Source organism: Centipeda flueggei ATCC 43531 (genome assembly GCF_000160695.1).
Lineage (GTDB): Bacteria > Bacillota > Negativicutes > Selenomonadales > Selenomonadaceae > Centipeda > Centipeda flueggei.
Genome location: NZ_GG694006.1, coordinates 622,159 through 638,225, shown reverse-complemented (window position 1 = coordinate 638,225; position 16,067 = coordinate 622,159). Strand labels below are relative to the sequence as shown.

General features: G+C 56.2%; 14 protein-coding genes. All 14 read left to right on the top strand.

Annotated features, from left to right (window positions below; all coding sequences use genetic code 11):
* Window positions 1-196 precede the first annotated feature (196 nt).
* Window positions 197-640 (top strand): division/cell wall cluster transcriptional repressor MraZ, encoded by a 444-nt coding sequence (gene mraZ, locus HMPREF0908_RS03030; RefSeq protein ID WP_006689965.1) that lies wholly within the window; start codon window positions 197-199, stop codon window positions 638-640.
* Entirely contained in the window at window positions 637-1,575 is a 939-nt protein-coding gene (gene rsmH, locus HMPREF0908_RS03025; RefSeq protein WP_006689964.1) for a 16S rRNA (cytosine(1402)-N(4))-methyltransferase RsmH, read from the top strand. The genes mraZ and rsmH overlap by 4 nt, the downstream gene beginning before the upstream one ends.
* A 15-nt stretch (window positions 1,576-1,590) precedes the next feature.
* Window positions 1,591-1,962 carry a cell division protein FtsL gene (locus HMPREF0908_RS03020; RefSeq protein WP_006689963.1) on the top strand — a complete coding sequence of 124 codons (372 nt, stop codon included), beginning with the start codon at window positions 1,591-1,593 and terminating at the stop codon, window positions 1,960-1,962.
* Between the two features lie 6 nt (window positions 1,963-1,968).
* Window positions 1,969-3,459 (top strand): UDP-N-acetylmuramoyl-L-alanyl-D-glutamate--2,6-diaminopimelate ligase, encoded by a 1,491-nt coding sequence (locus HMPREF0908_RS03015; RefSeq protein ID WP_006689962.1) that lies wholly within the window; start codon window positions 1,969-1,971, stop codon window positions 3,457-3,459.
* Window positions 3,456-4,862, top strand: a complete 1,407-nt coding sequence (locus HMPREF0908_RS03010) for a UDP-N-acetylmuramoyl-tripeptide--D-alanyl-D-alanine ligase (protein WP_006689961.1) — start codon at window positions 3,456-3,458, stop codon at window positions 4,860-4,862. The genes HMPREF0908_RS03015 and HMPREF0908_RS03010 overlap by 4 nt, the downstream gene beginning before the upstream one ends.
* Window positions 4,862-5,848 carry a phospho-N-acetylmuramoyl-pentapeptide-transferase gene (gene mraY, locus HMPREF0908_RS03005; protein WP_006689960.1) on the top strand — a complete coding sequence of 329 codons (987 nt, stop codon included), beginning with the start codon at window positions 4,862-4,864 and terminating at the stop codon, window positions 5,846-5,848. Before HMPREF0908_RS03010 ends, mraY begins: the two co-directional genes overlap by 1 nt.
* Before the next feature lie 52 nt (window positions 5,849-5,900).
* Entirely contained in the window at window positions 5,901-7,283 is a 1,383-nt protein-coding gene (gene murD / locus HMPREF0908_RS03000) for a UDP-N-acetylmuramoyl-L-alanine--D-glutamate ligase (protein WP_040572367.1), read from the top strand.
* Window positions 7,280-8,395, top strand: a complete 1,116-nt coding sequence (gene murG / locus HMPREF0908_RS02995) for an undecaprenyldiphospho-muramoylpentapeptide beta-N-acetylglucosaminyltransferase (RefSeq protein WP_006689958.1) — start codon at window positions 7,280-7,282, stop codon at window positions 8,393-8,395. Before murD ends, murG begins: the two co-directional genes overlap by 4 nt.
* Before the next feature lie 5 nt (window positions 8,396-8,400).
* A complete protein-coding gene (murC, locus tag HMPREF0908_RS02990) occupies window positions 8,401-10,749 on the top strand; it encodes a UDP-N-acetylmuramate--L-alanine ligase (protein ID WP_040572505.1) in 2,349 nt (782 codons plus the stop codon).
* The gene (locus HMPREF0908_RS02985) at window positions 10,746-11,474 is read left to right on the top strand and encodes a cell division protein FtsQ/DivIB (protein WP_006689956.1); all 729 of its coding nucleotides are present in this window, start codon (window positions 10,746-10,748) and stop codon (window positions 11,472-11,474) included. The genes murC and HMPREF0908_RS02985 overlap by 4 nt, the downstream gene beginning before the upstream one ends.
* Entirely contained in the window at window positions 11,475-12,176 is a 702-nt protein-coding gene (locus tag HMPREF0908_RS02980; RefSeq protein WP_006689955.1) for a DUF881 domain-containing protein, read from the top strand.
* Window positions 12,173-12,544: a small basic family protein gene (locus HMPREF0908_RS02975; RefSeq protein ID WP_006689954.1), complete on the top strand. Its 372-nt coding sequence runs from the start codon at window positions 12,173-12,175 to the stop codon at window positions 12,542-12,544. Before HMPREF0908_RS02980 ends, HMPREF0908_RS02975 begins: the two co-directional genes overlap by 4 nt.
* A 134-nt stretch (window positions 12,545-12,678) precedes the next feature.
* Window positions 12,679-13,935 (top strand): cell division protein FtsZ, encoded by a 1,257-nt coding sequence (gene ftsZ / locus HMPREF0908_RS02970; RefSeq protein ID WP_006689953.1) that lies wholly within the window; start codon window positions 12,679-12,681, stop codon window positions 13,933-13,935.
* A gap of 180 nt (window positions 13,936-14,115) precedes the next feature.
* Window positions 14,116-16,035: a BglG family transcription antiterminator gene (locus tag HMPREF0908_RS02965; protein ID WP_040572365.1), complete on the top strand. Its 1,920-nt coding sequence runs from the start codon at window positions 14,116-14,118 to the stop codon at window positions 16,033-16,035.
* The last annotated feature ends 32 nt before the right edge of the window (window positions 16,036-16,067 follow it).

Genomic DNA, 16,067 nt, shown 5'->3' with positions numbered 1-16,067 from the left:
TCATCTCCGAGAAATGGAAAGAAAGTCTTGTATATTAGGGCTTACAGAAGATTTCATCCATTGTATACAGAGAAAAACGAATGTCTGTTTTCTTGAAAAAAAATGTCTTTTTTGCTATAACTGTAGATAAAAGTGGTGAATTGTGGTGGATTGTGTCATGATGTGGCGATAAGAACCTGAAAGGTGGTGCGGTCGGATGTTTATGGGGGAGTACGCCCACAGCATCGATGCCAAGGGCCGCGTCATCCTGCCGGCGGACTTTCGCCAGGAACTCGGCGTCTCCTTTATCATTACGAAGGGACTGGACGGCAGTCTGTTTCTTTTCCCACAGGCGGCATGGGATGAGTTTGCAGCAAAGCTGCGTACGCTGTCCATTGCTGATCCAAATGCACGCGCCTTTGCGCGATTCTTTATCGCAGGAGCACGGACGCTGGAGTGTGATAAACAAGGTCGTTTTCTCGTGCCTGCGAATCTGCGTGCTTATGCAAGTATCGGATTGAAGCAGGACGTTATCCTTACGGGGGCAGATACGCGCATCGAGGTCTGGGATAAGGAGAAGTGGACGCGCTATGCGGGCGAGGTGGATCCCAACATTACGGAGATCTCGACCCAGCTTGCGGGCTACGGGATTACGATATGACAGAGTTTCATCATGTGAGTGTTCTGTTGGAGGAGACGGTCGGTGCGCTGAACGTCATGCCAGACGGCATCTATGTGGATGCAACGCTCGGCGGCGCGGGACACGCACGGCGTATCGCTGCGCATCTGTCGGAACACGGACGTCTGATCGGCATCGATCAGGACGAGACGGCAATCGCTGCCGCGCATGAGCGGCTGGCGGATGTCCGCTGTCAGGTCTCACTCGTGCGGGATAATTTCCGCAATCTGTCTGCGATTCTCGCGGCGGAGGGCGTTTTCTCTGTGGATGGCGTGCTCTTTGACCTCGGCGTGTCGTCACCGCAGATCGATACGCCGGAGCGCGGCTTCTCCTATATGCAGGACGCACCGCTCGATATGCGCATGGACCAGAGAGCGCGGCTCAGTGCGTACGATGTAGTCAATGCCTATACGGCGGAGCAGCTCACGGAGATTTTCTACACGTATGGAGAGGAACGCTGGGCGAAGCGCATCGCCGCCTTTATTGAAAAGGAACGTCAGGCGCATCCCATTGCGACGACGGGAGACCTCGTTGCCGTGATTGACCGTGCCGTACCGAAGGAGGTGCGCGCGCGCGGCGGACATCCCGCAAAGCGTGTATTTCAGGCGATCCGCATTGAAGTAAATGATGAACTCGGAATTTTGGAGGGAGCGCTGTCTGCGGCTGTGAATGCACTGCGGATCGGGGGACGACTTGCCGTCATTACCTTTCACTCCCTTGAGGATCGCATCGTAAAGAATACACTGCGGCGCCTGGCACAGGGCTGTATCTGTCCGCCGCATACGCCGGTCTGCGTCTGCGGGCATACCCCCGAAGTGCGGCTTGTCGGCAAGGCAAAGGCGGCAGGTAAGGAAGAATGTGCCGCGAATACGAGAGCACGAAGTGCAAAGCTGCGTGTGGCAGAGAAGATCAAATAAGAGGAGGTGGGGCGCATGTTGGCGCAGAAAGAGGAAGAACATCTTTATGATGTGCCGATCGAGCCGCCTGTGGGTCATATTGATCCCCCCAAAGGACCGCTTGTGCGTCATGAATTGAATACCAATCTGCGCAACTGTCTGCGTGCTGTTTTCTTTCTTATTGCATTTGGCGCAATGACGGTGACATTGCTTGGCGGTATCAGTGCAAAGAGTGCCTACACTCTCCTTGAGACACGGCAGAAGGCGGATCAGCTGGAGCAGGAGAACGAGCGCCTCAAGATCGAGATCGCACAGCTGAAATCACCTGCGCGCATCGAATCGATTGCTGTGGATCAGCTGCATATGCAGATCCCAAAACACATATATTTTTCACATGAAGGGGAATGAGGTTCTATGACGAAGCAATTGGAGGAGCTTGTTGCCCTCGTGCCAGGGGCGCACGTTACAGGCAATGCGGGGACAGAGATTACCTCCATTGAACGTGACTCACGCAAGGCAGGGAAGGGGGCCCTTTTCGCCTGTATCAGCGGTGCACACGTAGATGCACACAGTTTCATACCGGATGTGGCGCGGGCAGGAGCCCGCGCTGTTTTGACAGAACGGGCATCGGTGGACGTTCCTGACGGGGTTGCCGTTCTCTACGTGCCAAATCTGCAGGAGGCTCTGGATACGATTGTGCCGTATTTCTATGACTATCCCGCGCGTGCCATGCGTGTCATCGGCATCACGGGGACGAACGGCAAGACGACAACGAGCTATCTCGTGCGCGCCATCCTGCGCCATGCGGGACATCGTGTCGGGCTGATCGGGACAATTCAGGCGATGATCGAGGACGAGGTGCTGCCGACGTCGAATACGACGCCTGATATCATCGTGCTTCAGCAGATGCTTGCCGAAATGCGCACGCGCGGCATAGATACGGTCGTCATGGAGGTATCCTCTCATGCCCTTGCGCTGGGACGCGTGGCAGGGATCGAATTTGACACGGCGGCCTTTACAAATCTGACGCAGGATCATCTTGACTTCCATAAGACGATGGAGAATTACGCGCTTGCCAAGGCACATCTCTTTGAGCTCGTGTCCGCGCCCGGAACGAAAGAAGGCAAAACGGCGGTACTGAATGCGGATGATGCTGCATCGGAGACGATGCGCGCGCATACGCACTGTCCCGTCATCACCTATGGCGTTGACCATCCTGCCGATCTGACGGCACAGGATGTGCAGCTCGCGTGCGACGGCATGGAGCTGACGCTGATGCATGGCGGGAAACGCCTCTTTCATCTGCATACGGGCATCACAGGGCTGTTCAACGTGCACAATGTGCTCGCTGCCGTAGGTGCGAGCCTTGCCGAGCACGTGGAGGCAGCGGATATTTCTGCCGCGCTCACGGCGTTTACGGGCGTGCCGGGACGGTTTGAGCTCGTGCGCGAAGGGCAGGATTTCGCTGTGATCGTGGACTATGCGCATACGCCGGATGGGATGGAGAATGTTCTGCGCACGGCACGCGCGGTGACCAAGGGACGCATCATTGCCGTCTTTGGCTGCGGCGGTGACCGCGATCGGACCAAGCGTCCCATCATGGGGCGCATCGGCGCGGAGATGGCGGATATTGCCATCCTGACCTCGGACAATCCGCGCACGGAGGATCCTGCCGCGATTGTGAATGAGGTGGAGCGCGGCGTCCTCCCCGTGATCGGGGATAAGCCATACGAAAAGATCGTTGACCGCCGTACGGCGATTTTTCACGCTATTCAGCGTGCACAGGCGGGGGATACGGTCGTCATCCTTGGCAAAGGGCATGAGACCTATCAGATTTTGAAGGACGGAACGATTCACTTTGACGATCGTGAGCAGGCACGCGAAGCGATAAGGAGCAGGGCATGAAAAACGGACTGACATGGGACGAGATTTGCGCGGCGACGGATGCGTCTGTTCGTCGTGGGGGCGTCGCAGGGGATACCGTTCTGCCCATTACGACGGATACGCGCAAGGTCGAGGCGGGCGATCTCTTTGTCGCGCTGCGCGGGGAGAACTTTGACGGAACGGCATTTGCGGCGGAGGCCCTCGAACGCGGTGCGGCGGCGGTTCTCGTCGACCAGAAGACACCTGCGTCCGTACTGGCGGCGCTCAATGCCGCGCACGGCGGTGTTCTTGTGGCGGAGGATACGCTCCGCGCCTATCAGGACATCGCGCACGCATGGCGCATGAAGTTCAATATCCCCGTCGTTGCGATCACGGGCTCGAACGGCAAGACCACGACGAAGGATCTAACGGCGGCGGTGCTCTCGGGGCGCGGCAAGGTCTGCCGCACGGCGGCAAATTACAATAATGAAGTCGGTCTGCCGCTGACCCTGCTCAGCATCACGCCGGAGGACACGGCGGCGGTCGTGGAGATCGGGATGCGCGGGATGGGGCAGATCGCTGCGCTCGCGCCGATTGCCGAACCCTCGATCGGCATTGTAACGAATGTCTGCGAGGTGCACATGGAGCTCCTCGGCTCGATCGAGAACATTGCCAAGGCAAAGGCGGAGCTGGTGACGGCGATTCCCGCCGGCGGCACGGTGATCCTCAACGCTGACGACCCACGTGTCGCGGGAATGCGCAGCAGTGCAGCAGATGGGGTGCGCGTCATGACTTATGGCATTTCCGCTGCTGCGGATGTGCGTGCCGAGGCACTGCAGTGCATGGCAGACGGCTCACGCTTTATGGTGACATGGGGCGGCGAGCGTCATGAATACGCCATTTCCCTGCCGGGACGGCATAATGTAAGCAATGCGCTGGCGGCGCTCGCGGCGGGATTTGTCCTCGGCATGACGCCGCAGGAGATGCAGGAGGGGCTGACTCACCTAACGGCGGAAAAGATGCGCTATGAAGTACATCAGGTCGGTGCGTGGACGTTGATCAACGACGCCTACAACGCCAGCCCCTCCTCGATGCGCGCGTCGCTTGAGACGACGGCAGCACTCTACCCCGGACGGCGCGTCGCTGTGCTTGGCGATATGCTCGAGCTCGGCACGGCGGCAGAGGCGGCGCATCGCGACGTGGGCAGACGGGTGGCGGAGCTTGGGTTTGCCATGGTTGTGACCTATGGCAGACAGGCGCAGTGGACGCATGAGACGGCAGAGGCGGCAGGCTGTCCTGACTGCTGTCATGCCGCCTCCCATGCCGATGCGGCGGCCTATCTGCGCCGCCATCTCATGGACGGCGACACCGTCCTCTTTAAGGGCTCGCGCGGGATGCGCATGGAGCAGATCATCGCTGCATTGACGGGGGAGGGAGCGCACTGATGGAAGCCCTCCTCGAATCCCTGAGCCCGCAGCTGCGTCTCCTGCTGTCCGCCGTGACGGCGCTCGCCATTGTGCTCTTCAGCGGCGTGTATTTTCTGCCGCTCCTGCATCGCCTGAAATACGGGCAGAGCATCCGCGAAGAGGGGCCCGCGAGCCATCAGCAGAAGAGCGGCACGCCGACGATGGGAGGCGTGATGATTGTACTCGCCGTGACCGCAGCGACACTGCTCTTTGCACCTCTCACGGTGACGACCCTGCTCGTACTCTTCATCTTTCTCGGACATTTTCTGCTCGGCTTTGCGGACGACTATATCAAGGTGGTCAAGAAGCGCAACCTCGGGCTGCGTGCCTATCAGAAGCTGCTCGGACAGCTCGGCATTGCCCTGGTCACCATTCTGATCGGACGGCATCTCCTCGGGCATGATACGAGCGCCTGGGTGCCCGTCCTCGGGAGATCGCTCGATATCGGTGCATGGTACTACGTTCTCGTTGTCTTTGTCCTCGTGGGCACGTCGAACGCGGTCAATCTGACGGACGGCCTCGATGGTCTGGCGGCCGGAACCGTGGCGGTCGCCGCGCTCTTTTATGCAATGCTCCTCTATGGGACAGACAGCAGCCTGATGGCGTTTTCCGCCGCGATAATAGGTGCATGCATCGGCTTTTTATGGTATAATCATCATCCGGCACGCATCTTTATGGGCGACACGGGCTCACTTGCTCTCGGCGGTGCGCTCGCAGGCATAGCGATTCTCTCGCGGACGGAGGCACTGCTGCCCATCGTGGGTATTATCTTCGTCTGTGAGGCACTCTCGGTCATTCTGCAGGTCGCGTCGTTCAAGACGCGCGGCAAGCGGATTTTCCGCATGAGCCCGATTCATCATCACTTCGAGCTCGGCGGCTGGTGCGAGACACGCGTGGTCTATACGTTCTGGGGCGTCGGCGCCCTCGGTGCACTGCTTGCGTGGGTGCTTGTGCTCGTGTCGTAGAGTTTTGCGTCACGTAAACTTTTGAATGATTCACCAAGGGAGATATCGGGAATTGTCCTATCATAATCAGTCGGCACTCGTCATCGGCGCGGGCATCAGCGGATTTGCGGCGGCAAAGTATCTGGCGGCGCAGGACGCACGGGTGGTACTCTCGGACGTGAAGGACGAGACGGATGCTGAACGCGATCCGCTCACACAGCAGCATATTGAGGATTTAAGGGCGCAGGGCATCACCTGCGTCTTTGGTGCACAAAGGGAAGAACTGCTCGGCGGGGTGGATCTCCTCGTCCTTTCCCCTGCCGTACCCGAGCGCATCCCCCTCGTACAGGCGGCGCGCGCGCGCGGCATCCGTGTCACGACCGAGGTGGAGCTGGCGGGCGAGATCGCACGTGCACCGATCTGCGCCATCACGGGGACGAACGGCAAGACGACGACGACGACCTTGCTCGGTGAGCTTCTGCGCGCGCATTTTCCTGTGGTCGGCGTGGGCGGCAACATCGGCGTACCGCTCATCGACGTGGCACAGGAGACGCCTGCCGAGGGGGCAATTGCCGCTGAGATCTCAAGCTATCAGATGGAAGCGACCACGCATTTTCATGCGCACATCGTCGCGGAGCTGAACATCACGCCGGATCACATCGTGCGCCATGGCTCGATGGAGGTCTATCAGGCGATGAAGGAAAAGCTCTTTGCCGCGCAGACGGCGGAGGACTACCTCGTGCTGAACGCCGATGACCCGCATACGCGCGGCATGGCGGAGCGTGCGGCGGGGCGCGTCTGCCTGTTCAGCCGCAGGGAGGAACTGGCGGAGGGCGCGTGCGTTCGTGCGGACGGCATGATCGTCATTCGCTGGGACGGCGCGGAGCACGTCCTGATTCCCGCCGATGAACTGGGCATTCCCGGTGCGCATAACGTGGAAAACGTACTCGCGGCGTCGGCGATGGCGCTCTTTGCCGGGGTGACGCCCGCGGAGATGCGCCCTGTGCTTCGCGCCTTCAAGGGCGTTGAGCACCGCATCGAGTTTGTGCGTGCGCTCGCGGGAGTCAGCTACTACAACGACTCCAAGGCGACGAATACGGACTCCGCGATCAAGGCACTTGAGGCGTTCGACGGACACATCATCCTCATCGCAGGCGGTGATGACAAGCTGACCGATCTGGGAGAGTTCATGGAGCTCGTGCACGCACGCGTCGATGAGCTGATCCTCGTCGGTGATGCGGCAGAGCGGTTTGCGGCAGCTGCGCGGGATGCGGGCATTCCGGAGGCACAGATCCACCGCGTCGGCTACCACATGGAAAAGGCCGTGCAGCTGGCGCGCGAGCTCGCTGCGGAGGGACAGATCGTCCTTCTCTCACCTGCCTGTGCCAGCTTCGATATGTACGGCGGCTACGAGGAGCGCGGGCGCGATTTCAAGAGGCTTGTGAACGAACTATGAACATCATCGTATCGGGCGGCGGCACGGGCGGCCACATCTATCCCGCACTCACGATCATCCGCGCGATCCAGCGGCGTGAGCCGTCGGCACGCATCCTCTACGTCGGTACGCCGCACGGCTTGGAGGCGGACATCGTGCCGCGCGAGGGGCTGAACTTCATCGCCGTTGATCTCGCAGGCTTCGAGCGGCATCTCTCGTTCGAGAATGTGCTGCGGGCATGGCGTGCCGTGCGTGCCGTTGCGCGGGCGCGCGGCATCGTGCACGGCTTTCATCCCAATATCGCCATCGGGACGGGCGGCTATGTCGCGGGGCCAATTCTCCTCGCGGCGAGTCTCGCAGGCGTCCCGACGCTCGTGCAGGAGCAGAACGCCGTGGCGGGCGTGACGAACCGCATCCTCTCCCATTTTGCGACGGCGATCGCCGTCGGGATGGAGGATGCGCGGCGCGTCTTTCCGGCGGAAAAGACCTACGTCACGGGCAATCCCATCCGCCCCGAGGTGCTCACGGCGACGCGGGCGGAGGGTGCGGCGGCGTTTGGTTTTGACGCCTCGAAGAAAACAGTGCTCGTCTCGGGCGGCAGCCGTGGGGCACGCACGATCAACCGTGCCATGGTCGAGGTGATCTGCCGCGCGGCGCAGCAGACAGAGGTGCAGTACCTCCACGTCACGGGTGCGGAGGAGTACGAGGACACGTGCGCGCGCATCCGCGATGCGGGCGTCGATGTATCGCAGTATCCGCATCTGCGCGTTGTGCCGTATCTCTACAATATGCCGCAGGCGATGGCGATGGCGGATGTTGCCGTCTTTCGTGCGGGGGCGACAGGGCTGGCGGAACTTGCGGCACGGGGGGTGCCCGCGATCCTCATCCCGTATCCGTATGCGGCGGAGAATCATCAGGAGAAGAATGCACGCGCCATGGAGACGGCGGGCGCAGCTGAGGTGATCCTCAACCGCAGCCTCGACGGCACAGTGCTTGCAGCGGCGCTCGATCGCCTGCTGGCAGACGACGCACGCAGGGATGCGATGGCGGCGGCAATGAAACGCCTCGGAAAACCAGAGGCGGCGGAGGAAATTGCAGCACTCGCGCTGCGTATCGGGAAAAGAGAAGGGTGAAGGCGTTGCTCAAGGAATTGAAGGGGATTCAGAAGATTCATTTTGTTGGAATCGGCGGGGCGGGGATGAGCCCCTTGGCAAAGATCCTCCTCCAGCTCGGCTACACGGTATCCGGCTCGGACACGGGCGACTCTCCGCTCATCGGCGAGCTTGCCCGTCTCGGTGCGCATGTGTGGACGGATGGTCAGCATGCGGAACACGTGCGCGGAGCAGATGCCATTGTCGTCTCCACGGCGATCCCGTACGATAATCCTGAGGTGATTGCGGCATGGGATCTGCGTATTCCAAAACTTCATCGTTCGGATATCAATGCAGCACTCGTCAATGAGTACGACGGCATCGCTGTCGCGGGCTCGCACGGCAAGACGACGACGACCTCCATGATCGGTGTGACTCTCGATCACGTCGGCGCATCGCCGACCATCATCGTCGGCGGTGAGGTGCCCGACCTCGGGACGAATGCGAAGCTCGGCACGAGCCGCTACCTCGTCTCGGAGGCGGATGAGAGCGACGGCTCCTTCCTCAAGCTGCGCCCGCATATCGCCGTTGTGACCAACGTCGAGGACGACCACATGGATCACTACGGCACGATGGAGAAGATCATCGCGGCGTTCCGTCAGTTCATCGAGCAGGTGGATACGGACGGTGCGGCGGTGCTCTGCTTTGAAAATGCAAATCTGAGGAATATTGCGCGTGAGACAAAGCGCTGTGTCGTTTCCTATGCCATTGACTATGAGGCGGACTACCGTGCATCGGACATTGAGACGCGTGGATCACTCATTTCGTTTACCGTTCACGAACGCGGCGCAGAGATGGGCCACATTTCCCTTAATATCCCAGGGCGGCACAACGTGCTCAATGCACTTGCCTGTATTGCTGTTGCGCGGCTCGTGGGCGTGGAGTTTCCCGCCATCCGTGCTGCCCTTGCACAGTTCCACGGCGCCAAGCGGCGCTTCCAGACTAAGGGAAAGGAGCGCGGCGTCTGGGTTGTAGACGACTATGCGCATCATCCCACGGAGATTTCCGTGACACTCGCGGCGGCGCGCCAGACGAACCCCGAGCGGCTCATCTGCGTCTTTCAGCCGCATCGTTACTCGCGGACGCAGCTCCTGCGCGAGGAATTCGGCAGATGCTTCGCAGATGCCGACCTGCTTCTCCTTACCGACATCTATGCGGCCGGTGAGGCTCCGATTCCGGGCATCAGCGGCGAGACTGTGATGGAGGAGGTCGCCAAACAGACGGGGCAGGATGCGGTCTACCTGCCCGACCGCGCGGATCTCGAGCGCTATCTCGCCCAGCAGGTGCGTGCGGGTGATCTCGTCATCACAATGGGAGCGGGCAACATCCTCGAGGTCGGCGAGGCTCTCGTGGCGCAGCTGCGTGCGGGAACGGCAGGAACGGCGGGCATCACGGAATCGGATGCGCATCCGATTGTTGTCGTCATGGGCGGTCCTTCGTCTGAAGCGGAGGTGTCGCGCCGCTCGGGCGGGGCCATCCTGCAGGCACTTCTCTCAAAGGGCTATCCTGCCGTAGGCATGGAACTGAACCCTGCCACATTTGCCGAGGAGATTCAGGCACTTCATCCTGCGATTGTATTCAATGCACTGCATGGAAAATATGGAGAGGACGGCATCCTTCAAGGCACGCTCGATATGCTCGGCATACCCTATACGGGTTCGGGCGTGCGTGCCGCCGCACTGACAATGGATAAGATTACGGCAAAGCGAGTGCTGGCTGCCGAGGGGATCCCAACACCGCGCTGTATGAGTTTTTATGCGAGCGAACGCACGGAGCATACTCCTCAGGAGATTCGTGCGGCGTTCTCCTTACCGCTCGTCGTCAAGGCACCGGAGCAGGGATCGAGCATTGGCGTCTACATTGTTGCGGCGGACAAGGAACTCGTTCCCGCACTCGATGCGGCATTCACTTATGGTGACGAGGTGCTTGTCGAGGAGTACATCGAAGGACGGGAACTCTCTGTTGTCGTCTGGGGAAGCCCTGCAGCAGCAGAGGTAATGCCCATCATTGAAATCGAAGTTCCCTCTGGACGGTACGATTATGAGAGTAAATATACACCGGGAGGAGTGACACATCTCGTCCCTGCGCCTATTTCTGCAGAGTGCAGAAGAGAAGTAGAACAACTGGCACGCCGCGCGTATGCCGCTTGTGGCTGCAATGGACTGGCACGCGTTGATCTTTTGCTGAGTGCAGAGAATCAGCCCTACGTCATTGAGCTGAACGCCGTACCGGGCATGACGGAGACCTCGCTTGTTCCCGATGCGGCGCGTGCCGTTGGCATTGACTTTCCAGAGCTGTGTGAGAAGATCCTCGCACTGGCGGGGTATCATCGATGAAATCCCGTCGCATCCTGCGCGGAGCCTTCTATTTGCTGTGTGCATGCGGCGTCATTGCAGCGCTCATTTATTCGCCGCTTTTCACTTTTCAGCAGCTTGTCGTCCATGGCAACGTGCATCTCGATGAGGATGAGCTCTGTGAGATTGCACGGATTCATTATGGCCAACGGCTTTTTGAACTAAAGACCGATGAGATGACGACAAATCTCATGCGGGACCTGCGCATTGAGTCTGCCGTCGTTCGTCGTCAGCTTCCGCACAAAATCGAGATGGATATCGTCGAGCGCATCCCTGTTGCGACAGTTGCCTGCGATTACGGATATCTCGATTTTGACCGTCAGGGAAAGGTAATTGCAAGCTATCGTTCCCTTAAGGGAGCGGACATTCCTATCATTACAGGGGTGAAGCTGCGTGATCTTTATATCGGCGACGACAACAATGACACACAGGTCGCGCAGGTGATCAGCTTTCTTGCGCATATTGACCCCACAGATATTGGAGGAATTTCGGAAGTCAGTGTTGCTGATCCGGATGCCGTTGTCGCCTACACGAAGACAGCCCTTCCCATTCGCCTCGGGAAAATTACAGGAATTCCGGACAAGTCGGCACTGACGCAGGATTTCCTCCGGGATCAAAAAACCACACGACATACCGTAGAGTATGTGGATTTCAGTTATGATGCGCCGTTTATCAAGTTGGCGGACAAGACAGCAGAGGGAAAATAAATGGAACAATTCCGTCGAGGCGGGTGGCTTATTGCCCTCGTTTGTATATTGATTGGTTTTATGATTGCCGTGCAGTTTCGAACGGCACAGGACTCAAAGGGAAGCCTCTCTCAGCAGCGTATTGAAGAACTGTCTGATCGCCTGCTGAAAACGGAACATGAGCGTGATGAGCTGAGCGAGGAGCTGCACAAGATGCAGACTGCGACAGGAGATGCCGAAAATACACAGGACCAGGACATGCTGCGCTATCGGGCGGCACTCATCCCACTCGCAGGAGAGGGGGTTATTGTGCATATGGATGACAGCACCAAGACGGTGAAGGCGGGGGAGAATCCGAACCTCTATGTCATCCACGATGACGATCTTCTGCGTGTCATCAATGAACTGCGTGCTGCCGGCGCAGAGGCGATCTCTGTCAACGGGCAAAGGCTCACAGGGATCTCCGAGATCCGCTGTGCGGGGCCGACACTCTCCGTAAACAATGTTCGTTCATCTGCGCCGTTTGAGATCCGTGCCATCGGCGACAAGAAATCCCTCGAGAGTGCCTTGCGTATGCGCGGCGGCGTAGCTGAGACACTCGGCGTGTGGGGCATTCAGATTGACATCAAAACAAGTGATAACGTCTATATCCCGCCGTATCGCGGAAGCATTCGGCAGACCTATGCACATGAGACCAGTGAGCGGGAGGAGGAGAGCAAATGATCTACATTGTTTTGGTCAGTTTGGTGATCGGCCTGCTCATCGGATATGCCAGCCCGATCGTCATACCGTTGGCGTACGCCAAGCTGTTCTCTGTCGCACTGGTCGCGGCCCTCGACGCTGCGTTTGGTGGACTTCGGGCGGCCGTGGCAGAACGCTTTGATAAGCGCGTCTTCGTTACGGGCTTCTTCTCGAACACGCTGCTCGCTGCAACGCTTGTTTTTATCGGTGATCGTCTCGCGATTGATCTCTATTATGTCGCACTGCTCGCTTTCGGATTCCGGATCTTTAAGAATCTCGCTATTCTGCGCCGATACTTGCTGAAAGATTATCGTGACGATGCACAGAAGCCGATGCTGAGAAGACCCTAAGAACTGCAGATTCTCCGCACAGTGAATGCTTGCCTTTGTCTAAAAATTTTACTTTTCTATGGAAATATAACGATTTTCATGGTAGAATACAAAAGGAAATTGCTGTTTATTGCAGATTACGTGACAGATAATATATGGAGGCTGAAGCTGTGTTCGAAATGGATGATAACTTTGAGGATGTTGCAAAGATCATCGTTGTCGGTGTTGGCGGCGGCGGCGGCAATGCGGTCAATAACATGATTGACTCCGGTTTGCAGGGCGTCGAATTTATTGCAATCAATACGGATGCACAGGCACTGCTTCAATCCAAAGCAGCAGTCCGCATCCAGATTGGGAAAAATGGTCTTGGTGCAGGCGCAAAACCGGAGATCGGTGAAGCCGCTGCCAATGAGAGCCGTGAGAAGATCGTTGCAGCTCTGCGCAACGCTAATATGGTATTTATCACTGCAGGGATGGGCGGGGGTACGGGAACAGGAGCTGCGCCTGTCGTTGCCGAATGTGCCCGTGAGGTCGGTGCACTGACGGTCGCCGTTGTTACGCGTCCCTTTTCCTATGAGGGGATGACGCGCGCGCGCAATGCAGACTCCGGCATCGAGAATCTTCAGCAGCATGTTGATACCATCATCACCATTCCCAATGACCGCCTGATGAAAATTATCGACAAGAGCACGCCTGTCACTGAGGCATTTAGCAAGGTCGATAATGTTCTCTGGCAGGGTGTCAAGGGCATCACGGATCTCATTACAAACCAGGGCGTAGTCAACCTTGACTTTGCCGACGTACAGACGATCATGTCGAACGGCGGTGCGGCGATCATGGGCATCGGCGAGGCACGTGGCGAAGGAGCTTCGATTGCGGCGGCAAAGGTGGCCATCGAGTCTCCGCTCCTCGAAACCAGTATCGAAGGAGCAACCTCTGTCATTCTCAACTTTACAGGATCAAAGGATCTTAGTATGTATGAGGTGACTGAGGCGTCTGAGTGGCTCAATGGGATGATTACAAATGCAGTGAATGGACATCAGGTCAATATCATTTGGGGTATTGGTACCGACGAGAGCCTTGGCGATACTGTGCGTGTCACCGTTGTTGCGACGGGATTTGATGGCGGTAATTCAGGCGGGGGCTCGGTGAATGCTGCCGTGCAGGAAGAATCTTCTGCCGCTATCACAGAGGACTGGATTCGTATGCCGCCAGGGTTTGGCGGTGCGACGAGCGCGGCAAAAGAACCCGAAAGACCTGCACAGCCGCAGGCACGCCCTGCATCTGCGATCGTCCCTCCGACGGGACGCAGCCCGCAGCAACGCCAGAGCCGCATGAATATTGTTGAGCCAAACAGCAGTGCCGACGGCTCGGATATCATTGATATTCCCTCATGGATGCGGAAGCGTTAAAATTTATGCAGACAGAGGAATATAGCAGTTCCGGAATAACACCACATCTCATGGATGAAATATAAAATAAGGAGCGCAGGAGATCTTCTCCTGCGGTTTTTATGTATCAGTACCTTGTAACGGCATTTTCACAAGAGACTTGACAACGTATGTTTGTATTTGTATATGGAGAAAATGAGGATGCAGAAACAGGAACGATGCAGACAAATTTTAGAGGTGCTGATCAACAATCCTGAAGGCATGACAGGAGAAACGCTGGCCAAGCATTTTGATGTTTCATCCCGCACCATTCGCTCGGATATAAAAATGCTCCAGACGCAATTGTCGAATTGTCGGACAGAGATCCTGGCTGCACCAAAACGTGGCTATCGAATTGTCCAAGAAGAGAGTACGGCAGACCTTGTCAAACTAGTCGATGATGAGTCAGGACAGGTGGGATTGATTCGAACCGAAGATCAGCAAAACTATATTATCAGCAGATTCTTGGAATGCTGCTTGAAAAATGTATCTGTTACACAAATGATGCTCGCTGATGAAATGTATGTCGGGCTGTCAACGATCAAATCGTATCTCAACAGCACACGCAAACATTTTGATGCATACAACATTCATATCGTCCAATACAAGACAGAAGGTCTGCGCATCGAAGCTGCAGAGGGGACTCTACGGAGTTTTTTCGTCGATTACCTGCATGAAGTACAGGATAAAAAACTGTGTCATATACTTTTTGAGAGAATTACTTATGACCAAATGGAAGAGATTCTGTCACAAGCGGGAAATGTTCGCAGACTTCAGTTGACCGATTCGGCAAGGCATGATCTTGCTGTACAGACGGCGCTGTCCATTCAGCGTTCTTTAACGGGACACGGGATTGAATGCAGTTCCAGCATGGCACAAAAGCTGGAAGATACATTCGAGTATAGTGCAGCAAAAGAGATTTTAAATAAAATATTGAACAGCATAGGGGTGGATATTCCATATAGTGAAGTCTTTTATCTTACCCAATGCCTTCTGACCGGAAAGAAATTGTTGGATGCAGGCAGCGGAGTCAATGATGAACATGTCAAGGAACTTGTTGAAAAAGTTCTTGTTGATGTGGATAAAAAATTTGGCTTGGACTTTACCGCAGATGAATATCTTAAGGATGGGCTTGCCCTTCATTTGCGGATTGCCATTGCCCGTGTAAACTTCCATGTAAATATCCGCAATGAGCTCCTCAGTTCGGTTAAACAGGATTACCCATTGGCGTTTCAGATTGCCGTCTACGCAGCTAAATTGGTTCGGGATATCGATCATATTGAGTTCAATGAAAACGAGATCGGATATATTGCGTTGCATTTTTGTGCTGCTATGAGCAGAAACAGCATTGCAGAAGAGGAACAGCCGAAAAATGTCTATGTTGTATGCTCAGCAGGACTAGGTGTTTCCGTTCTTATGAAGGCAAAACTCAAGGAACATTTCCGTAGCAGCATCCATGTAATTGACATCCTTCCGGCATATAAACTGACAGAAAAAATGCAGGAAGAAGCGGATTATATCATTTCTACGGTTCCTCTTCCCTCCAATTCCTCGAAAATCATACGCGTTAATCACATGCTGCGTACGGATGATATTGAAAAAATTCGCCGTATCCTGTTTAAACAAGCAAGTACACTTGATGCAAATGTTGTACGGCAATTTTTTCGGCCGGAAGGGTTCTACGTGGATCAGTTATTTCATACGAGAGACGAATGCTTAAATTTCCTGACGGATGAAGCCGTCCGCAACGGATGGATGGATGCGGAAGGAAAAAGTTCTGTCTTTGAGCGTGAGCATATGTCATCAACCGCAATAGGCGATTTCGTTGCCATCCCTCATGCACTGCTCACAGAACATATGATTTCCAATATATCAGTTCTTATCTTAAAGGAGCCGGTTCAGTGGGAAGATTTTCCTGTACGTGTTGTGTTTCTGCTCAACATTGAACAAAGTAAGGCATCTCTTTGGGAGAAGATGTTCCTGAAACTCTATTCATTTATCAAAGAATATCATGGATTGGAATCTTTGCTGAAGCATAAATCATACGAGCAATTCATGGAAGATTTTATAGCGGTTTTATAACCGCTTTTTTATTGCTGCTACTCCTATTTCCG